Source organism: Acinetobacter sp. YH01019 (assembly GCF_013420285.1).
In the GTDB taxonomy this organism is placed as follows: domain Bacteria; phylum Pseudomonadota; class Gammaproteobacteria; order Pseudomonadales; family Moraxellaceae; genus Acinetobacter; species Acinetobacter gandensis.
Genome location: NZ_VOYM01000024.1, coordinates 1 through 23,373, shown reverse-complemented (window position 1 = coordinate 23,373; position 23,373 = coordinate 1). Strand labels below are relative to the sequence as shown.

Here is a 23,373-nt window from a genome sequence, read left to right as displayed (position 1 = left end):
ATTGATACCGATCAATTTAAGTTAATGATGACTACAAACTTGATTTGATGCTTCGTCTAAAGCTAACTTTAATTGTGCAGCAAAGGTTTCAGCTTCAGCATCGCTCATTGGTGAGCCATCTTTTTTGGTGACATAAAAAATATCTTCAGCACGTTCACCCAACGTTGCAATTTTCGCAGAGTGAATATCTAGGCCTTGCATCATAAATAAACCACCAACTTTGGCAAGTAAGCCAGGGTGGTCAAGCGTTGCAATTTCAACCATATTTTGCTGTAGGGCTTCGTTTACTGTAATGCTAACGGTATTTTCAATGTCAAAGTGACGCAGTTGACGTGGAATACGGCGCTGCATTAAACCTGGATACTTATCTGATTGGCTCAAGGCCTTTTTCAATGCTTCAATTACAGTATTTTCACGTTCAGGGTCGGTAAGTAATGTCCCGAAGCGATCTAGTACCACATAAGTATCTAAACTAAATGCTGTTGAAGCTGTAATAATTCTTGCGTCTTGAACATCGAGATTCATACGGTCAAGAATGGCAACCGTCGTAGCGAATAAATTTGGCTGATCTTGTGTGTAAATAAAGATCTGTACTGCATCTTGAGCAAATTTACGATGAGCACGCATCAGTACTAATGGTTCAGCATTGTTGCCATGTTGTAAAATGGCACGGGTATGCCATGCAATTTCATCGGCAGACTCTTTGATGAAATATTCATCGCCTAATTCTTGCCAAACTTTTTCTACATCTGCCAAAGCGAAGTCATTCACCAATAACTCGCTTGCGGCAAATTTTGTGTCCTCAATCAGCATTTGATAGTCGACTGGACGACCTAAGCCTGAGCGAATCACATCACGTGCTTGAGTGTAGAGTTGGCGCATAAGCGATGCACGCCATGTATTCCAAAGTGTTGGGTTGGTTGCATTGATATCTGAAACTGTCAGTGTGTAAAGATAATCAAGATGCTCCATATCCCCCATTTTTTCTGCAAACTCTTGCACGACATCTGGGTCGGAAATATCTTTTTTCTGTGAAGTTACAGACATGACGAGGTGACTTTGGATTAACCACGCGACTAAATTACATTCACGTTCAGTAAAGCCATGGGCACGACAGAATTCAATCGCGTCAGCAGCACCGAGCTCACTGTGATCGCCACCACGACCTTTGGCAATGTCATGGAAAATGGCAGCAAGATAGACAATGTCACGACGTGCTAGGCGTTGGAATACAGAGCTTACGACAGGGAAGTCTTTAGCGAACTCAGGTTCTTTAAAACGATTTAGATTACGCAGTAATAATAGGGTGTGAGCATCAACCGTGTAGATATGGAACAAGTCATATTGCATCAGGCCCATAATTTGGCCAAAGGCAGGAATATAGTTGCCTAGGACTCCGTAGCGCTTCATAGCAACCATCGTGTCATACAAGCGATATGGCGAGCGAATGATTGCCATAAATAAAGCTTGATGCACTGAATTATCACGATAATTTTGATTGATGCGTTTTGCAGCTAAAGTCAATAGGCGTAAGGTGCGTGCACGAATACCTTCAATTTCAGGACGATTCGCCAACAAATAGAAAATTTCTAAAATTGCGCTTGGATTTTCAGAGAAAATTTTGTGGTGTTGAACAGCGAGTTTGCCATCCACCAATTTAAAATTCTCGTTAATTTCTTCAATTTTACGTTCGTAGTCAGGCAGACGGGGAGTAATCACCGATTCATTAAAATAGGCCAACAGCATTTCATTAAGCGTTGAAACCTGCTGGGCACTACGGTAGTAACGTTTCATGAATTGTTCGATTGGATAATTTGGCGATTTACCTTCTTCGCGGTGATAGCCAAACATAGCCGCAATATCGCGTTGATAATCGAACAATAAGCGGTTTTCATCACGCTTGGTCAAACGATGTAGATGATGACGAATTTCCCAGAGGAAACTTTCAGTTTCTTCAAGTACACCTAGTTCGAATTCAGAAATAAAACCTAAATGTACAAGGTCATAAATACGGTTAACACGGAAATGGCGTTTTGCAATCCAGCCAATTTGGTTGATATCTCGAATACCACCTGGTGCATTTTTAATATCGGGCTCTAAATTGCTTTCGGTATTGTTGTGTTGAGCATAGCGTTTGGCTTGCTCTTGCATTTTGGCATCAAAAAAGGTTTTATCGGTCCATGTTTGCGACACGATTCGACGTGGCCATTTGGCTAAATGCTCATTACCGACAATTAAACGTGCTTCAATTAAGGCTGTTGCAACAGTTAAATCATTAGTCGCTTGAGCAACGCAGTCGTTAATGGTACGAACACTAATGCCCGGTTTGAAATTGCCGACATCCCAAAGCGATGAAATAAAGGTTGAGATGAGTTTTTCTTGTTCTGGACTGATTTCATCTTCTGACAAAATCATAATATCGACATCAGAATAAGGCAGCATTTCGCGGCGGCCATAACCACCGACTGCAAATAAGCCTAAGTCTGTATTTTCTAATTCAGCATGTGTCCAAAGAAATTTTAATGCTTCATCAATCAGGTTTGAACGTGCCAAAATCACGTCACGAATGGACTGTCCATTTTCGAAACATTCCTGAAGCTGATTTTCAACATCTGTACGCCATTGGTTGATGGCCTGAATGTCGTGGTTACTTTTAATGTAATTCAGCAGAGGAAGCGTATTAATCATGAACAGTGGTCCGTTATGGTGTTACAAACTTAGTTTTGTTGAACACTGACTTGTTGCGCAGTATGTTGAGCAAGTTCACGTGCTTGATCGGTTGTTTCCGCACGTGCTGTTGCTACCCCCATACGACGGCGTTTAAAGCCTTCTGGTTTACCAAAAAGACGTAAATCGGTGTTGGGGTTAGCCAATGCAAGATTTAAGCCATTAAAGGATAAATTTTTATCATCCACGCCTGCATAAATAACCGCGCTGGCAGCGGTACTGTGACGAGCTGTGTTGACAGGTAAGCCAAGAATAGCCCGTGCATGTAATTCAAATTCACTTTGGAATTGAGATGCAAGGGTGACTAAACCGGTATCGTGTGGACGAGGTGATACTTCACTAAACCATACTTTATCGCCTTTGACAAACAGTTCCACGCCAAATATGCCACAGCCGCCTAAAGCAATGGTTACTTTATTGGCAATACGTTTTGCTTCTTCAAGTGCCACAGGTGTCATGGCCTGAGGTTGCCAACTTTCGACATAGTCGCCAGCATCTTGACGATGACCAATTGGGTCGCAGTATGAGGTTTCAATTTCACCAGTTTCGGCATTTTTAGAACGAACGGTAAGTAGGGTAATTTCAAAATCAAAATCAATTTGTGATTCAACAATCACCGTGCCTTGATTCACGCGACCACCGGTTTGTGCATATTCCCAAGCAGCATCAACTTCATCAAAACTCTTTACTCGAGATTGTCCTTTTCCTGAAGAAGACATAACTGGCTTTACAAAGTTTGGATAGCCGATGTCGTCACAGGCAGCACGAAAAGCATCTAATGTATTTGCAAAGCGATAAGCAGAAGTCGGTAAGCCTAGCTCTTCTGCAGCAAGGCGGCGGATGCCTTCGCGATTCATCGTGAGATTCACTGCTTTTGCAGATGGGATTACGGTGGCAATATTTTGTTCTTCAATTTCGACCAAAACTTGTGTCGCAATCGCTTCAATTTCAGGCACGATTAAATTGGGTTTTACTTGCGTAATTAAGGCTTTTAATACTTCAGGATCGGCCATATTTAAGGTATGGGAAAAATGTGCAACCTGCATAGCGGGCGCATGGTCATAACGATCAGCAGCATGAACTTCGACACCTAAGCGTTGTAGTGAAATCACAACTTCTTTACCAAGTTCACCAGAACCTAACAGTAAGACTTTAAAAGCTGAAGACTGAAGTGGAGTACCAATAGTTACGCTCATGTAAATCATCCATGCTTGATTTTATGGGGTTTTAGCATAGCAGAACTGTTTGCCGAGTTTAGATTTCATTCACATAAATAAATGATATTGTCCAACAATTTTTTTTATATCGTTTTATTTGAAATTAGACTTTTAAATATTACAGCGTAGTGAATTCAGTTTAGTGTAAGTAAGCCTAAAGAAAATCTGAACCTTAGGCTTCATTTCATTACCGATATTTGAATTAGATTTAGAAGTGAAAAGGTATGTAGGTATAAACTAAACCATATGCCAAAGCTGCAGTTAAGGTAGCAAGGACAATACGCTTAAACTTAAAGTACAAACCAGTGAGTACAGCAAAACCAACCAACATGGCGAAGCTTTTATTGGGTGTTTCAAGCAGTGGAGGTAAAGTTGCAACCACTAACATAGAGCTAATGGCAGCAATGCCAATTGAGCCTAAGGCAATTTTTAACCATAAAGCGCCACGCTTTTGTGAGCCTTGCTGAAACTTCTGAATGACATAAAATGGCCCAAAACGAGACGCAAAGTTAGCAATACCGACTAATATGCCCACCAGAATAATTTCAAGATTCATGATGCTTCTCCCATGTGTTCTGGGTCTGGTTGTTTAAGAACGTAATGTTTAAACAGACCAGCAAAAATACCGGATGAAATACCAATGAAAATTGCTGCAGATAAATCAATAAAGTAACAAGCAATCGCAGAGACAATAATCGTTACTGCAACCACAAAGCTATGTTTTTTCTCAAAGGCAGCGAGCAAGAAGCTGAGGAACAGTGCAGGAAGTAAAAAGTCGAGCGCAGCTTGTAAAAATTGTGGAAGGTTGCTGACTTGATCGGCAAATAAACCACCTAAAAAAGAGCCTGTTGCCCATGACAGCCAACTAAATAAGCTGAGTCCTAACATCCAAGATTCTGACCATTCTTGACGACGTTGCGACAGTTTGATCATACCTGATGCGAAAACTTCGTCGGTTAAACCCCAAGCCCAAACTGCAGTTTTCTTTAAGTTGAGTCGATCTTGAATTAGGTTTTGTAAAGCAGGACCGTAGAGCAAATGGCGTATATCGAGAGCAATCACAGTGAGTGCAGTCATCCAAATGGATGTTCCACTTCCCAGTAACGCAACGACGAGAAACTGACTGGCGCCTGCATACATAGAGCATGATAAAAATAAGGCTTCCCACGCAGTGAAACCAAATTGAGTCGCAGAAACCCCAAATGCAAAAGAAACAGGAAGATAGGTAAAGATAATGGCTTGACTATCTTTAGCACCTTGCCAAAAACCCGCAGGCTTAACTACCGGAATATTGTGTTCAGACACGACACACCTTTGAAAGAGTTGAACAACAGGTCAAATGATGATTGAGTATTGTACGTGAATTTACTAGCATATTGCCGAATATGTTTATTGATACGAGCCTGATATGCAGAGGTTGAATATGCGTGGGATGCTGATTGTTTCATTATTGTGCAGTACAGTGTTGTTACAGGCCTGTGGCAATGACAATACGAATGAACCAAAAGCGGAAATTAAGCCCGCACCAAAGCTCACTAATGATGCGACTGTCTATGCTGGCCAAGCATGGAAATTGATAAATGCCGTCGATCCAATTGTTTATGCAAAGCAAATTGATCAAATTGAAGAAAAGGTACGTAAGCCAGCACGTAAGCTCAGTACAGATTGGCGTATCAATGTGAAAATGACCGACTCTGTGACAGAAGGTAAATATGCACTGTGTCGTAAAGCATTAACCAGTTTAGAAATCTGGGCGCGTGAAATGATAGACAACAGTTCGTCTGTAGCGCAAAAGCAAGCAGATTATGAGCGTGACAAAGCACAATGTAAGGATGCAATAGATAACCCAGCACTGGGTAACACGGATCCGAAAAAAGTAGGTGTTTAAATTTTTATAATCCTAAAAAAGCAGTGGAATCTCATCCGCTGCTTTTTTTAATTAAAAAATAACCTTTAAAAACATTCGCTAAGTTTGCCATTGCTTAGGCGTTTTTAAATAGGTAAATACTTGAAATAGTTTTCTCTTATTAATTTAAGGTATTGATTTATTATCAATTTTATAATATTTACTGCGAAAATTTATCTTTAACTTAGATGTTTAAAATATTAATAATACAAAATAACAATAATGTGATAAAAATTGAAAATTATCACTATTTGATAAGATGTGTAAAAATAATACTCATAAAGCAAGGTGTGTGAAAGTAAATTATTTAATTAAGAAAGAGTATTAAGATGAAAAAAGTATTCGTTGTAATCAGTATGATGATGGCATTAACAGCATGTCAAAATATCCAAAAAACCAATGAAGTTGCTAAAGATACAAACTCACATGTTGGTAGCCAAGAAGTTGCTGCGTGTACCAATGGTTTTGATAGTGTAGATGTGTGCAAATTATTATCTTAATGTGTCTGGATGAACCAAAAAGAATGTTCCAAATAGAAGCATAATATATATAACGATAAATAGTGGTGCGTTAAGTTGCACTAAAACAACCCAGTATCAGTGATCATGCGCAGGAAGTGCATGAGCAATCTGATGCAGTTGTTGTAGATCTAAAATTTCAATTTTCTTAAAAGCAACTTTAAGCACATTCATTTTCTCAAGCTGTTGCAATTCGTGATTTATACTTTGTCGTGAGCACATCAAAAGTTGCGCCAATTGTTCCTGTGAAATTTGAATAGTGCGTTGTTGTATTTCGAGGTGGTTGCCATAGCCATTCAGCATATACATTAAACGCTGTGCTAGACGCTGGCTTAAGTTTTGTGTTTGTAAAGAAATGAGTTCCATAAAGGCATATCGCAGTTTTTGACTGGTTAATTGGGCAATGTGATACCAAAATTCGGGGGATTGCTTGAGTAGTTGCTGTATAGCATGCGCTGGAAGTTGCAAAATAGTGGATTTACGAGTGGGAATCGCATCGTGAGAGCGGGGCAATTGATCCACTAGGGATATTTCGCCAAACCACATAATTGGTTCAGCAATCGCAGCTACGGCTTCCTTACCATGTATATCAATATAGCCTAAACGTATGGCACCGTTGAGCACTGCATAAATGCCATCAAAAGGGTCGCCAGACAGGAAAATACGTTGATCTTTGTCTTTTTCGAAAACGAGAGCATGTTGAATGATATAGTGTTGAAAATGTTCAGCTAGGCCAGCGAACCAATAATTATTCTTTAGTTGCGTGAGTTGTTGGGCATTGAGCACATCATATCCTTATTTTTACTATTGCATTTGTCAGCTGGCTGACAACTTAATTGTTCTGCATTTTATATAGTGAAATGAGAAAGTGAACAAGGAGTGGTCTCATGAGTAAATTAGAAACTTTATTAAGTCAGTATGCGGCATATCATCTTGACCATAAAAATGTATTAACACATTTTGTCGGTATTCCGCTGATTGTCTTTTCAATTATGTGTTTAACGGCGCGTCTAGGTATCACAGTTGTGGGTTTTGAAATTACAATGGATGATGTCATTGGTTTAGCGATTGGTCCACTGTTTGTATTGGCGGAATTAGTATTTTTAATGGGCTTCCGTAAAGAACTTGAACAACGCATGTTAACTCAAGCGCGTAAGCAACGTGCAGAAATGGATGCTAAATCGTTACAATCTGCACATCCATAAGATTTGATATACAAGAGTAAAAGCGTTATGTGGATAAAATTATCTATGTGATAAATGCCTTCAATCTATACATACACATACATTTAAAAAAGCCGGTATTTACCGGCTTTTTTACAGTCAAATTTTGTTTTTGCAATTCTGAGTTATGTTGTATAAACCGGCTATACATTTGAATGAGTCAAATGGGCAAGTCAAGTAGAATTAGGATTTAATGGCTGCTTTATGTTGTTCAGTTGCGATTTTGTGCGTATCTACTTTTGTTTTGATGTCTGCTTTTGCAGTTTTTGTTGCTGCTTCAGATGTTTTCGCTTCTTTGCTGGCTTGTTGTGCAAGCTGATGGGCTTTAGCTGCATCTTGTTTCGCCATTTTTTCATCTTTTAGTGATTTGCTATGTGCAAGTTGATCAGCTTTTTTAGCATCACGCTTTGCCGCTTTTGCATCGTGGTTGGCAACTTTTGCAGCGTGCTGTGCTACATGGGCTTGATATTTAGCATCTTTGGAAACAGTGACGCAAGTTCCGCCCTTATGATTTGCCCCTGTGCCTCCTGTTACTGTAGTGCCTTGAGGGCATGCAAAGGCTGTAGCGCTAAGCATTGTGAAGATACCTGCTGTTAGGATTGTACTGATTTTTTTCATTGCTATTTTTCTTTGAAAACAGGCATTAGCGCCTGTAAAAGAATTTAAAATGTTTCATTCAAAAAATAAGTATTTGGGTTGTTGTACTTCAGCATTAAATAATAGTGGCTTTGTCTGTATAATTTTGTTTTTAAGATGCTTTTAAGTTTTTAATCTACAACTAAGATTCAAACAAATTAAAAAAAACACCTCGTAGTTACAAGTGCTAAATGACATATTTTAAATTAGTCAAAATGAAAAGTGTGGTCAAAAAATAATACTTTCAGCATATTAAAAAGCCAGCAAATTGCTGGCTTTTTAATAGATTAAACTTAGACGTTGAAGCGGAAGTGTAGAACATCACCATCTTGAACGATGTAAGTTTTACCTTCTAGACGCCATTTACCTGCTTCTTTAGCGCCAGCTTCACCGTTGTATTGTACGAAGTCGTTGTAAGCAACACATTCAGCACGGATAAAGCCTTTTTCAAAGTCAGTGTGAATAACACCTGCTGCTTGAGGAGCTGTCGCACCGATTTTTACAGTCCATGCGCGAACTTCTTGTACGCCTGCAGTGAAGTAGGTTTGTAGACCAAGTAAGCCGTAACCCGCACGAATTACTACGTTTAGGCCAGGTTCTTCCATGCCTAATGCTTCAAGGAATTCAGCGCGATCTTCATCTTCAAGTAGAGAAATTTCAGCTTCGATTTGGTTGCAAAGTGGAACAACAATCGCATTTTCTTCAGCTGCTAATTTTTGAACAGCTTCTAAATGTGGGTTATTTTCAAAACCATCTTCAGCAACGTTGGCAATATACATTGTTGGTTTAAGTGTTAAGAAACCATAACCACGAACTAATTTACGTTCATCTTCATCAAGATCAGCGGCACGAGCAGGCTTACCTTCATCAAGTAATGGTAAAATTTTGTCTAAAACGGCTTTAGTTGCAATAGCTTCTTTGTCGCCACCTTTTGCAGATTTTGCAAGACGCGTAATTGCTTTAGAAACCGCCTCTAAGTCAGCAAGTGCAAGTTCAGTATTGATGGTCGCGATATCATCAAGCGGATCAATTTTACCGTTAACGTGAATTACGTTTTCATCTTCAAAACAACGTACAACGTGTGCAATCGCATCAGTTTCACGGATGTTAGCTAAGAATTGGTTACCGAGGCCTTCACCTTTAGAAGCGCCAGCAACAAGACCTGCAATATCCACAAATTCCATGGTGGTTGGTACAACACGTTGAGGTTTTACAATTTCTGCAAGTTTGTCCATGCGAAGATCAGGTACTGGAACGATACCTGTGTTTGGTTCGATGGTACAGAATGGGAAGTTTTCAGCAGCAATCGCAGCTTTAGTTAATGCATTAAAAAGCGTTGATTTACCAACGTTTGGCAGGCCGACAATACCACAGTTAAAACCCATGAAATAACTCACACAGTATTATAAAAAAATTGGCACTGATTTTACATGAAAGCACTGACAAAGTCAGGTGATATGCAGAGTGAATTCGGGCTCGGCAAATTTGCGCCGTAAAAATCATGATTTAGGCGTTTCAATGCGGTGTTAGGTGACAATACATTAAGCAATTTGGCGTGAAAATGACATTGTGTTTCAATAAGACACTGACTAAAGTATCTAACTAAAATAGCTGGCTTATTTAAAAGTCAGTTACAACAAAAAATCGGAGCATTTATGCGGACTCTTTACCAGTTTCCACTCTCACATTTTTGTGAAAAGGCGCGCTGGTTGCTTGATCATAAAGAATTAGATTATGTTGCGCATAATTTGATGCCAGGTGTGCATCGTGCATTTGCTCAGTTAAAAACAGGGCAGAACAAATTACCTATTTTACGTGATCAAGACATATGGATCGCGGATTCAACCCAAATTGCCTTGTATTTAGATCAGACTTATCCTGAACATAGTTTAATACGCTCTGATACAAAACTGCGTGAACAAGCTTTGGCGATCAACGAATTGTCTATTGAACTTGGACAGCATGTTCGTCGTTGGGGGCTTGCACATGCGTTGAATGAAAGTGAAGAATCACTTGATATTTTGATTGGTGAGAAGGGATATTTACGTCAATTTGAAAAATATTCTAAACCTATTATTAAAGCTTTAGTTTCAAAAGGTTATCAACTTGATACGGATAAGGTTGCGGCATCACGTGAACGATTGGATGAAATTGTGGTTGATTTAAATCAACGTCTAATTGAACAAGGTGGGCGCTATTTTGTTGGCGATCGATTAGGTTTGGCTGATATTGCAGTGTGTTCAATGTTGGCGCCGTTATTAGAGATTGTTGGAACACCGTGGGAAAAAGAGCATGGTGAAACCTTGTCAGAAGAGTTTAAAGCTTACAAAGCCTATTTGAGCGATTTGCCTTTAGGTCAATATGTGCAACGTATATACCAAACAGAACGTAATGCACGGGTAGATTGGCGTGGCGTATAAATCTTTAGTGTAAAAGCTTTGAGTCATACTGTTTTAAAAAAGCACGCCTAATGGCGCGCTTTTTTTATAAGATATTCAATGTTTAAATATAGCTCTGTTGTTGAATATCAATAATATTCAACACTGGGTTGATACTATCGGCTTGTAATGTGTTTAGCGGCATAACTGGGTAGAGGATATTTCCTATCGTATCTTTAATACTTGGGATGATGGTGGAGATATCAAAATCACCTTGAGCAGAACCTAAATTTTCCAATAGGTCACTAATATTCGGTAATTGACCCGAGAGGTTTTCAGTCAATTGGTTGAATTGATCCGTGAAAGAACCAAAATCAATTTTTTCAGGAGCAAGATTGCCGAGCAAATCGCCAATATTTGGAATGGTGAGTTGATCGAGGAACTGAGTCGCTTCACCGTTACTGTCCATCAGAGCAATGACTGGTTTCAATGAATCAATCACTTGATTTAAATCAGTTTAAAGCGTCAGTAAGGATGGATTGTTAACCACATCCAAAATGGTGCTCACGCTATTTAATACATCATAAATCGCTTTGACGGTTTGAGCCTGATCCGTATTGATGACATCACTTTTTGCCAGTAAATCTAAAAGCGGATTAAGTCCTTTGATCACCCCTGAAATGGTCTCAGAGATATTCCCTTGGTTAGCTGATGAAATGGCGGTCACTAGATTGGTCACACTTCCAATCACAGTCGGTAAAGCATGACTCAATTGTTCCATATCAATAGATGAGTTGTCTTTATCGATTGAAGCTAATAAAGGTAGGAGTGCGCTGGTTGCACCTTGTGCAATTTGCCCAAAGTCGATGTTTCCAGAAGACGAACTCCCAATCATTTGAATAATGGGTTGCGCATATTCTAAAACTTGGCTGAGTGTATTAATAATTTGCGTTGAATCTGTTGCCCCTGTTGCGCTTCCAAGCATAGCAAGCAGTGGTTTGATGGCATTTACAGCGCTATTGATATTGTCTGGAAGATTACCTTGGTTATTGGTACTACTCAGTAAACTTTGCAAGCTGTTGACAATTGTAGGTAATGATTGAACCAACTGATTCATCTCTGTCGAGCCAGCGTTGCTACCTAAATTTTGTAGGAGTGGTTGCAGTGTTGTCATCAAAGTCTTGAGTGCATCCGAATTTAAACCGTTATTGGATGTAAGACTTTGAATCGTGCTAATCACTTGCGGAAGTGATTTAGTCAGTGCGCTAAAATCAAAAGACTTTGTGCCACCTAAATTACCCAATAATCCTGTCAGCGTATCTGTGATATTGGTTAAAGGTTAAGCGGGTTAAGTAGGTTACTGACTGTGCTGCTAATTGTACTGAGTTGTAAGGATGGGCTAAGTACAGAACTTAATTTTGAGCTGAGTGAACTTAGTGATTTAATTGCCATGTTTATTCTTCCGTTTTTGTTTTTTTGTATATTTATGAACCGCCGCTATTTTTTTAATGTAATTACCAAACCTAGTAAATAAGTGAAAAAAAGCAAAATGTGAAATAGAGCGCACATTGAAAAATAGAGTAAAAATAAAAAATTGAAAAATATAAAATAAAATATATTTTCCTTTTATCTAAAATTGATTTATTCAGATCAATGGAATGCATCGAGAAGCTTTATTGGTAGGTTGTCTAAAGACGTCATTTAGAATATAAAAACTAAACTTTGATGAAAAAACATTCATTTAATCACGATATTTATGCAAATTATTATGTTTATAATGCGTATGAGCTTTATTATTTTTAATAAATTATGCTATACATGAGAAAACTTGCACATAAATGCTGATTTTAAAATTTACAATAACATTGAAAATGACAACAGACGTTTGATGAATTGAGATCATCAACACTGTTTTCAAAAATGGCTGGAGTAGACTGATGGAACTAGACCGTTTTGATAAACAAATTTTAGAAATTTTGACCCATGAAGATGTCAATTTAAATGAACTGTCAGAGCGGGTGAATTTATCGGTCAGTTCAGTTCATCGTCGGATCAAACAATTGATTGATCACAATATTATTAGTGGTTTAAAGCGTGAAATAAATTATCAAAAACTCGGCTTTAGTCTGCATGTCTTGCTGCAAGTCTCTTTAAGTAAACACGATACCGATACATTTGCTAAATTTTTAGAAGAACTTGAAAGTATTCCAGAAGTGATCAATGCTTTTTTAGTGACAGGGCAGTCGGCAGATTTTATTGTTGAAGTCGTTGCGCGTGATATGGAAAATTATAGTGAAATTTTACTCAAACGCATTGGTAAAATTGAACACGTGGTTGCACTACATTCAAGCTTCGTCATTAAGCAATATAACGTCTTTAACTGTAATGGCTTATTGAATAAAGTTTAATAATATATGGAATATGAGAGAGTATTTCGCAACTTTCAGTAATAAAAAAAACGCACCGATGGGTGCGTTTTATATTTAACAAAAAAGAAGTTATAGAGCTTCTAATTCAGCCATCACTTCATCTGTAAATTCAACGTTGGTGTACACGTTTTGAACATCATCAAGATCTTCAAACATATCAATCATTTTAATGATTTTTTTCGCTTGTTCGATATCAGAGATTAAAGCTTTAGTTGAAGGGTTCATCACAACTTCAGCGTTATCAGATTTTAGACCTGCCGCAGCAAGTGCATCTTGTACATCACCAAAAGTTTCAGGTGTTGTGATGACTAAAATTTCTTCTTCATCAACTTCGATATCTTCCGCACCAGCTTCTAAAGCGACGTCCATGATTTTATCTTCTAAAGAAACATCTTCAAAAGTAATCTCACCACGTTTGGTAAACATGTAAGCAACTGAGCCAGCAGTACCTAAGTTACCGTCTGTTTTAGAGAAACAGTGACGAACATCTGGAACTGTACGGTTCAAGTTGTCAGTCATTGTTTCAATAATTACAGCAACACCGCCTACGCCATAACCTTCATATGTTACTTCTTTTAGATCAGCATTTTCTTCACCGCCAACACCACGTTGGATGGCACGGTTGATGGTGTCACGTGTCATGTTTGCAACTAATGCTTTTTCAACAACAGCACGTAAACGTGGGTTAGAGGCAACATCACCACCGCCTAAGCGTGCAGCTGTAACGATTTCACGAATAAATTTTGTGAATACTTTAGCGCGGCTCGCATCTTGTTTTGCTTTACGATGCTTAGTATTAGCCCACTTGGAATGACCCGCCATGCGAAATATGCTCCTTGTAGATTGGCCTTATGCCTATCAAATTGAGCAAATTCTACCATAATGGCTTTTTTGTGTGAAAGTACTGGATTTGAGGAAATGAATAGGTGGAAAAAAAATATCCAGTAGAATGAAAAAAATCATTCAAATTTGTAAATATGTTACTCATTTTTCTAATGTTGATAATATTTCTAAATCAGGGTGGGAGGGTTGATATAAATGCAACACTTAAAATTATTAAGATGCATTTATATCAATCAGCGTTTACAGAGTAACTTAATCTATATTTTTAGGTTCTGGAATGACGATATCTAGGCTTACATTTTCTTTATAGAGTTTTTTGATTAGTGCTAAGTCATGGTCAAGTTCGGTGGGATGAATCTTACCGAAAATACCACCTTGTTTTGTTTTTGAATTGGCATACATCAATACAATTGGCACGCCAGCAGCTTTAGCGATATGCCAAAAACCAGTACGAATAGGCTTACGTGCTTCACCACGCGCAGCACGCGTTGCTTCTGGTGCAATTACTAGGTTGAATTTTTCATTTTTTTCAAAATGCTCAACCATTTGAGTCACGATATCTTTATTGGCTTTTCGGTCAACTGGAATACCGCCAATGGCTTCAAGTACAGGTTTAAATGGGCCTTTAAATAGCTCTTTTTTAATCAATGTGTGAATTTTAATGTCATAGATTTGGCATAGCGCAAGAGAAAGAACTGCATCCATCATCGAGGTGTGCTCAAAGCCCACAATAACTTGTTTGTTCTCTAATACATCAGGTTCAACGTGGTATTTCCAGCCCGCAAGTTTAAATGCAGATTCGCCAATAAATTTTTTCAACATAATGAGTGAAACGGTGATTTTGAAAAGGTGTAATTTCTGCTTGTTTGTGAAATCAGTCAAGAGGCTTTATGTCAGAAAATCGATTGTTTGCTTATTCAAATTATTTTGCTCAGCTTGTACTGATAGAAAATAGCAATAATTGAATTAATTTTTATACAGCAAACATATCATCATAGATAAAAATACTCTTAAAAATTGTCGAAATATGTCTATTCAGGAAATGAATAACTTATTAGACTTTTGTCGTAGGATTAAATTATTAATCTGATTGTTTGAACCCTTTCTGAATATGGAGAATGCCAAATGATTTCATCTACAGCTGTATACTTTGCAATTGCGATGTTTGCTTTGGTTGTTCTTTGGTCAATTGTGGAGGTTTATCTTGATATGAAAAAGCCAGAACAGGCTGAATCGTAATTTTGTATACTTTTTAAATTACTTTTCACTCATTTCTTTCAGTCATCAATCAACCTATTTAATTTAGTTATTATTTATTAAATAATCGTTTTTAAATATAAAAAGTAAATCCATTTTTAACATTTTTCTTTTCCATTACGAGCAAATTTTAATTTATTTTCATCTTACTACCTAAGCTAGCTTATTTCTCGTAATTCATTTTTGAAGTCAAAATTCAGTTTTTAGAGTGCAAAATGAATGGTTTGTATACATATTAGACTGCTGAGAAATTGAATTTTGAATTATTTAATTTGATATTTTTGAGACATTAAAAAACCCCTTACGATTAATGCACGTAAGGGGTTGTTTTATATGGTGGGCCCACACGTTACCATACTTTAACTTAAATCATTGTTTTAACGAAGTTTATTTTTAAAAAGAAAAAAAGATACAAAGTTGGATACACGGGTTGTTTTTGTTGTTTTTTGTAAAAAATTAATTTCACCTAGATCAATAATACCTTGAATCAATTCCATTCTGCTAATAATTGCATATATAGGGATTTTTTAGTTTTATGATTTATATAATTGCTTAATATCCCAACTGACAAAACTGACAAAACGATGTTCTGTCAGTTTTGTCAGTGCCATTTCAGCTCATTTCGTAAATTTTTGGATTTATCCAATAGCGTTTTGTTGGTCGTCCACCTTTTACTGTCGCCTCAATCTCTTCAACGTGTACCCAACATGCATCATTTAAGATATCAACAGCTTCATATATATTCTGCATGTCTGTTAATGATTTCCAATTTTTACGAAATAGCTCTCTTGCACTAAAACCGTCTGTACGCCATTTATCTGACTCTGGAAGTTTTTTCAATTTGTTAGCTAATGTACTTGCTCTAAAGTTAGAAGAATGTAGTACAAGTCCATAAATTCTTCTTGCATGACTTTCTAAATATTCACACCACTCAATTGCCATTTCAATAGCACTCTTACTAACTCCACCTACACTACCTAAATTAATGCCATCAATAACATGAAATAGTAATGCCAATCCTGCCAAGAGTTTTGGATATTTAGATAAATGTTCTTGGATTATCGGATGCTCCTCTCGAGGTATTTTTTCCTTATGAAGTAATGTCATCCATTCCCTAAAAATATTTTGAGCCTCATCTGAAAACACAAAATAAGGTTTTTTGTTATAGTTATCCGAAGTATAAGCACCTATATCATGAAGAGAAACTTCATTAAGTTCATCCATACTTTCAAATATTGAATAAACAGCATTTCGTGCATCTTTATTTGGGATTCGATCAACATATTCCCAGCTTTCAACATCAGGATACACAATCAATTGGAAGCGCTGGATAAGCCCATCATTTCCTAAGCCTTTTATTGCTGGTTCTAGGTATTTAATTAATTTATCAGGTTGAATTCCTCCCATGACGGTTAAGCAATGATTTGGAATAAATTGCGGTCCTCTCCCAATTCGATCAACTTGATATGATCCGGTCCCATTCCAGCCTTCCAGAAAGAAAGGTTTGCATAATCCACCATCTTTTTCAAGAAATGCAAATAATCCAACAAGCTCATCACGGAATACTAAAATTCCATTTGGATTATTTACTTCCAAGTCTGATAAAGCTTCTATCGTTGTATCATCAGTTTTATACCGCTTTTCTGGTATATCCTCTTTATTAGCTACTTCATTTTTTTTATTGGCTTCAATTCTAAGCTCTTGCTTAGCAATTTTTAAAAATAACTCTTCACGCTCAATTTCATCTTTTATTTTAGTAAGTTCTTTTTTTAGTTCTTTGAGCTCCTGCTCCGCAGATAATTTTTCAGCTCGCATCTTAATAACTAACTCGTCATTTGAGCAATTAAAATTATGATTTATTTCAATTTTATCTATTTCCATATCAAAATCTTTAGACTTACTTGTTTCTTTTTCTTTATCTATTAGTTGTGAAATTGGACGAAGCCCTGCTTCATAGGCTGGTGATTTCTTCATACTAGGTGTTCCAACTATTGCACTCCATAGATTTGACATCACTCTCCAATCCCCTAAAGGTTTAGGTTTAATCGTCACTTTTGTACCTAGTACCGAACCTAGTGATGATAATAGTGTGACTGCAACAAAATCTACTGGCATTTTATCTGCACGTTCAGCCTCATCAAACACATAATCAGCAAGATCCATTGGTAACATACTTTTGGTAATTTTTTTTACAGGCAACAATTCAGCTCTAATTGGTTGTGGCTCTTTCCAATCAATTAGTTGAGTGCTAGCGATAAGATTATTTATCTCATTCTCTAATTCTTTGGTACATGTAAAAGAGTCTACAGGTAGAGATAAACCAATAATTTTAATATTTAAACTAACAAGACGCCTTTTTAGATCCCTCACATGATCACAAGTAGTAACAATACAAACCTCATTAAATTTTTCTTTAATCTGCTGAGCTTTATTTTGACTTAAATTATTTACTAATAATATTTTATATTTTGAGTCTGATAGTTTATAAGCAGTTTGACTATCTTCCGTTACTAAAAGCACTGACTTACTTTTTTCATTAAAAATGATATTACCATTCCCAATATTTATTTCATTACCTTTAATTAAATTTATGAATCGTAATCCAATAATTTCACCATTTAAATCTCTCAACGGTATAACTGGCATGTCCTCTAGATTCGGATAGTTCTCTAAATTTCTAGTAGCCCTTTTGAATTCTTTAGGCAGTAGGCCATAAATCCTATTCATAGCATTTGCTGTTTCAGTTCCCTCCTGAATTACCATTGAATCATATTCAAAGTAATCAGCAGCATTTGTGCTTTCTGCTTCTTCAACAGCTATGCTTGTATTGTTTGAATATTTTGAATTCATTTTCCGCCCTCCAGCTCAGAATCTGAAGGATTCAAACTTAAAACCCATTCTTTAATTTCGATTTCACGATAAAAAACACGAGCTTGTTTTTTATCTCCAAATTTTATTGGCTTTGGAAATGAAGAATCTTTTTGTTGCAAGTTATATAGCGTATTTCTACTAATTTTTAGAATACGGCAAACATCTTTAATCTTCAAAAGCATTTGTGAGCTCCAATAACAATGCTAGAGCCATCATGGTTTTTTTGAATTTATAAGCCCTTATGTTTTTTTAATATTTTTCCAAAAAAAACCTAAACAATTGAAATAAATTATTTTATTTTTAATATTTCTTTAACTTTAGCCTTTGCGGCATCATCACTTAGTACATCTAAGTCGGTGTAAAAAATTTGAATTAATTTAGAAATTATATTTATATTGTATGGTCTCTTATCTGGGGAAATCTCTGCCTTTCCATCAATATCCCACATGCTTTTAATAAAGAATGTTCTATGCGATGTATTATCAACTCGTGGAGATTTCATATTTAATATTTCTGTTTCTATTTTCTTGTAAAAAAAATCAAGCAGATCACTATCCACAAATTCAATATAATCAATTAATTTATTATATATTTTTTCACTTAGTAAAATATCATTATATTTTCTTAAAAACTTATATTCTGGTATTTTTATATCATCTTCCATACCACTTAAAGGAGAAATATAATTATTATTTTTCATATACTCCAAAAAATCTTCAATATCTTTATTATCATATTTTTTTGCATATTCTTTTAGTTCATGAAATCTTACATCTATCATTTCCATATCTATAACAGCAATTATTTTTTCTTCTCTCAAATAATTCAAAATCTTATTAACATAGCTTGAACTTAAATAAAAAACTGTTGTCTTAGTTTTCGATAGAGGCGATGCATTTAATAAATTTGTCATTTTATTTTTTGCTGACTCAAGTTTATTGAGCCAATTTTTCAATTCAGTGCCACTATATACCAAACCACTATCTAGTTTTTCCTTATATTTTATTGAGAAATAATATTTTTTAGAAAAAAGAATTAAATCACTTAGCTTTAACTCACACTCCAATATTTTTTTAAAAGACTTATCCTCCAACAATAAATAAATTTTCTCAACATGGAAATCCTTTTCCTCATTACTAAGGTAAGTTTTAAATTTTAGATTATTACTTATAAATTTAATTTTAATAAATTTATTATTAATTTTGCTATATTCTTTTAGAAATATAGCTACTTCCTCTTTGTCTTCTTGTGTAACTCTTTCCATTTAATTATCTCAAATTGAAATTCTGCGTTACTGATTTATAAACCAGTATAAAATTTCTCAATCAACTGGCGTGTCTTGACCAGCAAATTGCTAAACACGTTCTCCCGTTCAAACAGCTTAACCTTATAGTTAGGCAAGTCCTTCAACTCTTCTTTACGTGGTAGGCGTTTGGTGAACTCATAATGCTCCAGAACCTGCTTCATGGCTTCTGGTTTCAGGTTTTCTTCTTTACAAAGATGCTGATAGGCCTGTTCTTTTTCAGCATCCCAGAATTCAGCAAAAGCTGTTTGGACGCTTTGGCCGTTGATCATCTTAGGCATGTTTTCTTCAATGAATTTTTGAATGAGGTCTTGCTTATCGTGCAAACTAATATCGCTACTGATTAAATCGTAAATTTGCGCTTGGTACTTCTGACGCTTGTCCTCTGAGTCTGTATCAACAACAAGCTGTAGCAGATTAATGATATAACCAACATTAATGCGGTCACTGTGCAGTAAATCCAGTTGAAAATCGACATCATCCAGTACCGATACTTTTTCTTTCTTGGTGGTCTTTCTAACGGCACGGCATAGGTCAGCATACTTAGAGGCGAAATTCGCAAAGTGCTGTTTATCCAGTTGTGTTTGGTCTTGATCGTACTCAATAAAAGTTTGTAATTGCGCGTTATAGCGCATCACTTCACGGAAAGCTTTAATAAATTCCAGTTGCTGTTCTTCAGTAACAAGATCATCGACTGATTGGTAATTGGGCGTTAAGGCAAACAGTTTGCTCACCGCTGCTTGGTAATCCTGTTCGATATCCGCATAGCTTGGAACAAGGACGATCTGGGTCGTTTCTTTATTGGAAAATAGTGCCAGCGCTTCATCCGTTGCACGTTTTAGGTTACGGAAACAGATGATATTGCCAAATGGTTTTTTATCATTATAGACACGGTTGGTACGAGAGAATGCTTGAATCAATCCATGATATTTTAGATTTTTATCGACATACAAGGTATTTAGCGGCTTAGAGTCAAAGCCCGTGAGGAACATATTGACCACAATTAGAATATCAATCTGTCTGTTTTTTACGCGCTGTGCAATGTCGCGGTAGTACGCATAAAATTGATCACCAGAATTGTAATTGGTTTTGAACTGTCGGTTGTAATTGGCAATGTATCGATCTAGCTTATCCCGACTGGATGAATTGACCTGAGTTGGAATATCTGCGGCTTCTTCGTGAATCAAGCCAGTTAAGTCATCAGTCGGTACAGCCTCATTTGCCGCATAGGAAAAGATGGTGGCAATAGTCAACGGTTTAAATATCCGACCTTGTGCTTCATCTTCAATTTGCTTTTCAGCCTGCACCTTTTCAAAGAGGTCGTAATATTGGGTCAGTGTTTCGACCGAACTGACACAGAACATTGCGGTAAATTCACGATTACGAGTTTTGGTATCGTGAATATTGACAATGTAGCGGGCAATCATTTCTAGGCGTTGTGGGTTGTCATACAGTTCTTTGGTATCGATGCCTTCTACGTCTTCCTCATAACTTTCATTCGTCGCCATGCCTTTGGCGGTGTATTTGCCACGATAATCAATCTGGAACTGCAAGACGTTACGATCACGGATGGCATCCACAATCACGTATTTATGCAAACATTCATTAAACAGGTAATCTGTGGTCAGTTTTAAACCTGCTTTGCTTTGGCTGTTCTTTTCAAAAATAGGCGTACCGGTAAAACCAAACATTTGAGCATTGCTGAAGAATTTTTTGATGTTCTGATGGGTCTCACCAAATTGACTGCGATGACATTCATCAAAAATAAAGACCACTTTTTTATTTTTAAGATAATCAATCGATTCTAAATAACGTTCAGTGCTTATTGCCCGATTGAGCTTTTGTATGGTGGTCACAATCAGTTTGTCATGACGTTGATCGAGCTGTTTTACCAAGGTCGATGTGTTATCGGTGCTGTCGACGCTGTCGGCTTTAAAAGCATTAAATTCGCGTGAGGTTTGCGTATCGAGGTCGTTACGATCGACCACAAACAAGACCTTTTCAACATCGGGCATTTGCATGATGATCTGACTGGCTTTAAATGAGGTCAGGGTTTTGCCTGAACCTGTAGTGTGCCAGATATAGCCGTTCTGATCGGAGTGTTGCACATGCTCCACAATTTTATGTACTGCATAAATCTGATAGGGACGCAGCACCATCAGGCTTTTGGTGGTTTCTAGCAGCACCATGTACTGAGTCAGCATTTGGGTCAGATGCTGCTGATTGAAAAAAGCTTCGGCAAAGTCGACAATTTCATTGATGTGTTTGTTATGGACATCCGCCCATGGAAAGGCAAACTCGATACCTGTGGTGCCGTTGGAGTAATAACGGGTATTGGCACCGTTACTAATCACAAACAGCTGAATAAAACCAAACAGCCCTTGTCCTGCCCAATAGGCTTCTCGGGTATAGCGTTGTGTCTGATTAAATGCCTCTGCAATCTCCATACCACGCTTTTTAAGTTCAATCTGTACCAATGGCAAGCCATTGACCAAAAGCGTGACATCAAAGCGACTGGTACGCCCATTGTGATCACGATGGTCGATGGTGATTTGATTGGTGACTTGGTATTTGTTCTTGGTTGCGTCATCAGATAAAAAAAAGATATGACCACTAGAACCATCGTCAAATTTGACAGGGAATAAGTCACGTAAATTTTTAGCCCGTTCAAAGACTGTGCCAGTATTCAAATGGCTAATGACTTGCTTCCATTCAGCATTTGATAGGGGAGGAAGTGCATTGGCACGTTCAATTTGTGCTTTTAGGTTTGACAGTAAAGCGGCTTCATCTTTAATGGTGACATTGGCATAGCCCAAGCCATTGAGCTGTGTAATAAGTTCATTTTCAAGTTGTGCTTCGCTTTGTACTGTCATTTTTTGCTCTGATACGCATTAGATATAAAGAATTATTTCCACTCAGTTTCGACACGATTTAAAATTTTTTGAGTGAACACAATGAGTTTTGTTACATCATGTAGATCGAATAAGTTAAATTTCCAAGATATTCCCCAGTATTGATTATTTTTTCCTTCGTACCATTCTTTTTCGATAGGGTAAGGGTTTTTCTTAAGCTGTATTTTTACGTTTTTCATAATTTCATCTGTTGGATTTTGAATATACATATTGATACTGCAACCCATTGGTGATGTATTGATATGTAGATTTAAAACCGTATCTGACCAATCCTTCCAATTATTTCCAATGAATCTAAGAGCAGGTGTACCATTCCAAGTATGTCTTCTTACATAAGGCTCATATTCTTCGCCTAAAGCTATCTGTAAGGCATTATTTACATGGTCAATGATTTCTTGATAAACATTTTCTCGTAGATCAACGAGTTCTTGTATTTTTTGCATGTTATCAATAACAAATTTTAAGCTTTCCATATCTGTTTCCAATGATTCATTAAAACTATCTAAATGTAGTAAAAAATCTCGTGCAAAAACTCCCCATTTATTTAAAGGATTATTAATAATTTGCATTCCTAGTGTTTGTTTTAATTGGGTTGTAAAATCTGAATATGACAGCCCAAGCCAACCTTCTATATTTGTGTAGCCATTTGGACTAAAAACTAAAGGAACAAGTTTCTTTTCAATACCTGTTTCTTGTTTTATTTTATTGATATCTTTAAGTTTTTTATTTGCCCAACTTAAATACTCTTTAAATGGGTTATTTTGTGTGTGATAAACTTTAACTTCTACTACGATTAAAGCTGTATCCGTTTCTAACCATAGATCAATAAATTTTCCTTTATCTGTGATTTGTTGAGTGACGATCTCTAATACTTCACCAAATTCAAACTCAGAATATTTTTCATTTTGTTTGATAGCTTCGATAAACCCATCATAAAAACCTGAATTTAGGCTGTGTTTTTCATTTGGATCTAGAAAGAATGCAATCAGTTCTGTAATCGGATTTTCATGATGACTTTTTAAGGCTGGGCAGAGTAAAACTTGAAGTGCGACATAAACCACCTAATTAATTTAAAGGGTTTATGGAGTATATAAAATTGTCATACCATCATCTTAACTTTGAAGATCGTACTGCATTAATGCTTGAGTCAAGA

General features: G+C 36.8%; 20 protein-coding genes and 1 pseudogene. 5 read left to right on the top strand and 16 right to left on the bottom strand.

The window, feature by feature from the left end; all coding sequences use genetic code 11:
* Window positions 1-21 precede the first annotated feature (21 nt).
* The 4 genes from glnD to FTT84_RS07880 all read right to left on the bottom strand — a co-directional run bounded on the left by glnD (window position 22) and on the right by FTT84_RS07880 (window position 5,249).
* On the bottom strand, window positions 22-2,688 hold the full coding sequence (gene glnD, locus FTT84_RS07895; RefSeq protein WP_180080725.1) for a [protein-PII] uridylyltransferase: 2,667 nt from the start codon (window positions 2,686-2,688) through the stop codon (window positions 22-24).
* Window positions 2,689-2,717: 29 nt separating this feature from the next.
* The gene (gene purT, locus FTT84_RS07890) at window positions 2,718-3,932 is read right to left on the bottom strand and encodes a formate-dependent phosphoribosylglycinamide formyltransferase (RefSeq protein ID WP_180058215.1); all 1,215 of its coding nucleotides are present in this window, start codon (window positions 3,930-3,932) and stop codon (window positions 2,718-2,720) included.
* A 220-nt stretch (window positions 3,933-4,152) separates the two neighbouring features.
* Window positions 4,153-4,500: an L-valine transporter subunit YgaH gene (gene ygaH / locus FTT84_RS07885; RefSeq protein WP_180058216.1), complete on the bottom strand. Its 348-nt coding sequence runs from the start codon at window positions 4,498-4,500 to the stop codon at window positions 4,153-4,155.
* Complete coding sequence (locus FTT84_RS07880) at window positions 4,497-5,249, bottom strand: AzlC family ABC transporter permease (RefSeq protein WP_373684998.1); 753 nt, start codon at window positions 5,247-5,249, stop codon at window positions 4,497-4,499. The genes ygaH and FTT84_RS07880 overlap by 4 nt, the downstream gene beginning before the upstream one ends.
* Before the next feature lie 103 nt (window positions 5,250-5,352).
* Here FTT84_RS07880 and FTT84_RS07875 point away from each other — a divergent pair, with 103 nt between their 5' ends.
* Together FTT84_RS07875 and FTT84_RS07870 are read left to right on the top strand one after the other, a co-directional pair.
* On the top strand, window positions 5,353-5,832 hold the full coding sequence (locus tag FTT84_RS07875) for a hypothetical protein (RefSeq protein WP_180058217.1): 480 nt from the start codon (window positions 5,353-5,355) through the stop codon (window positions 5,830-5,832).
* A 347-nt stretch (window positions 5,833-6,179) separates the two neighbouring features.
* Window positions 6,180-6,350 (top strand): hypothetical protein, encoded by a 171-nt coding sequence (locus FTT84_RS07870; protein WP_180080727.1) that lies wholly within the window; start codon window positions 6,180-6,182, stop codon window positions 6,348-6,350.
* Between the two features lie 96 nt (window positions 6,351-6,446).
* Here FTT84_RS07870 and FTT84_RS07865 read toward each other — a convergent pair whose 3' ends face one another.
* On the bottom strand, window positions 6,447-7,154 hold the full coding sequence (locus FTT84_RS07865; protein WP_180080729.1) for a Crp/Fnr family transcriptional regulator: 708 nt from the start codon (window positions 7,152-7,154) through the stop codon (window positions 6,447-6,449).
* Between the two features lie 101 nt (window positions 7,155-7,255).
* Here FTT84_RS07865 and FTT84_RS18230 point away from each other — a divergent pair.
* Window positions 7,256-7,385: pseudogene (locus FTT84_RS18230) on the top strand (Mpo1-like protein); the annotation flags it as partial.
* A 389-nt stretch (window positions 7,386-7,774) separates the two neighbouring features.
* Here FTT84_RS18230 and FTT84_RS07855 read toward each other — a convergent pair.
* Window positions 7,775-8,209: a hypothetical protein gene (locus FTT84_RS07855; RefSeq protein WP_257222873.1), complete on the bottom strand. Its 435-nt coding sequence runs from the start codon at window positions 8,207-8,209 to the stop codon at window positions 7,775-7,777.
* A 311-nt stretch (window positions 8,210-8,520) separates the two neighbouring features.
* Window positions 8,521-9,612 (bottom strand): redox-regulated ATPase YchF, encoded by a 1,092-nt coding sequence (gene ychF, locus FTT84_RS07850; RefSeq protein ID WP_180058219.1) that lies wholly within the window; start codon window positions 9,610-9,612, stop codon window positions 8,521-8,523.
* Between the two features lie 270 nt (window positions 9,613-9,882).
* Between ychF and FTT84_RS07845 the strand changes: the two genes are divergently transcribed.
* Window positions 9,883-10,647 carry a glutathione S-transferase family protein gene (locus tag FTT84_RS07845; RefSeq protein ID WP_067763299.1) on the top strand — a complete coding sequence of 255 codons (765 nt, stop codon included), beginning with the start codon at window positions 9,883-9,885 and terminating at the stop codon, window positions 10,645-10,647.
* Window positions 10,648-10,729: 82 nt separating this feature from the next.
* On the opposite strand, the gene FTT84_RS07840 is transcribed toward FTT84_RS07845, so the two are convergent.
* Both FTT84_RS07840 and FTT84_RS07835 read right to left on the bottom strand, forming a co-directional pair.
* On the bottom strand, window positions 10,730-11,107 hold the full coding sequence (locus FTT84_RS07840) for a hypothetical protein (protein WP_180058220.1): 378 nt from the start codon (window positions 11,105-11,107) through the stop codon (window positions 10,730-10,732).
* Between the two features lie 15 nt (window positions 11,108-11,122).
* Window positions 11,123-11,908 (bottom strand): hypothetical protein, encoded by a 786-nt coding sequence (locus FTT84_RS07835; RefSeq protein ID WP_180080733.1) that lies wholly within the window; start codon window positions 11,906-11,908, stop codon window positions 11,123-11,125.
* 634 nt (window positions 11,909-12,542) lie between these two features.
* Between FTT84_RS07835 and FTT84_RS07830 the strand changes: the two genes are divergently transcribed.
* Window positions 12,543-13,013 (top strand): Lrp/AsnC family transcriptional regulator, encoded by a 471-nt coding sequence (locus FTT84_RS07830; RefSeq protein WP_067763303.1) that lies wholly within the window; start codon window positions 12,543-12,545, stop codon window positions 13,011-13,013.
* A 90-nt stretch (window positions 13,014-13,103) separates the two neighbouring features.
* Here the strand turns inward: FTT84_RS07830 and FTT84_RS07825 are convergent, their stop codons facing one another.
* The 7 genes from FTT84_RS07825 to FTT84_RS07795 form a co-directional block, all read right to left on the bottom strand.
* Complete coding sequence (locus FTT84_RS07825) at window positions 13,104-13,856, bottom strand: YebC/PmpR family DNA-binding transcriptional regulator (RefSeq protein WP_067763305.1); 753 nt, start codon at window positions 13,854-13,856, stop codon at window positions 13,104-13,106.
* Window positions 13,857-14,129: 273 nt separating this feature from the next.
* A complete protein-coding gene (locus FTT84_RS07820; RefSeq protein WP_180058222.1) occupies window positions 14,130-14,699 on the bottom strand; it encodes a 1-acyl-sn-glycerol-3-phosphate acyltransferase in 570 nt (189 codons plus the stop codon).
* Window positions 14,700-15,746: 1,047 nt separating this feature from the next.
* Window positions 15,747-17,984 carry a YfjI family protein gene (locus tag FTT84_RS07815; protein ID WP_180080735.1) on the bottom strand — a complete coding sequence of 746 codons (2,238 nt, stop codon included), beginning with the start codon at window positions 17,982-17,984 and terminating at the stop codon, window positions 15,747-15,749.
* Window positions 17,981-18,187 (bottom strand): AlpA family transcriptional regulator, encoded by a 207-nt coding sequence (locus FTT84_RS07810; protein WP_104500627.1) that lies wholly within the window; start codon window positions 18,185-18,187, stop codon window positions 17,981-17,983. The genes FTT84_RS07815 and FTT84_RS07810 overlap by 4 nt, the downstream gene beginning before the upstream one ends.
* 107 nt (window positions 18,188-18,294) lie before the next feature.
* Window positions 18,295-19,269, bottom strand: coding sequence for a hypothetical protein (locus tag FTT84_RS07805; RefSeq protein WP_168398649.1), 975 nt, complete (start codon window positions 19,267-19,269; stop codon window positions 18,295-18,297).
* A 35-nt stretch (window positions 19,270-19,304) separates the two neighbouring features.
* A complete protein-coding gene (locus FTT84_RS07800; protein ID WP_180080737.1) occupies window positions 19,305-22,181 on the bottom strand; it encodes a type I restriction endonuclease subunit R in 2,877 nt (958 codons plus the stop codon).
* 32 nt (window positions 22,182-22,213) lie between these two features.
* Window positions 22,214-23,281: a PD-(D/E)XK nuclease family protein gene (locus FTT84_RS07795; RefSeq protein ID WP_373684999.1), complete on the bottom strand. Its 1,068-nt coding sequence runs from the start codon at window positions 23,279-23,281 to the stop codon at window positions 22,214-22,216.
* Window positions 23,282-23,373 lie beyond the last annotated feature (92 nt).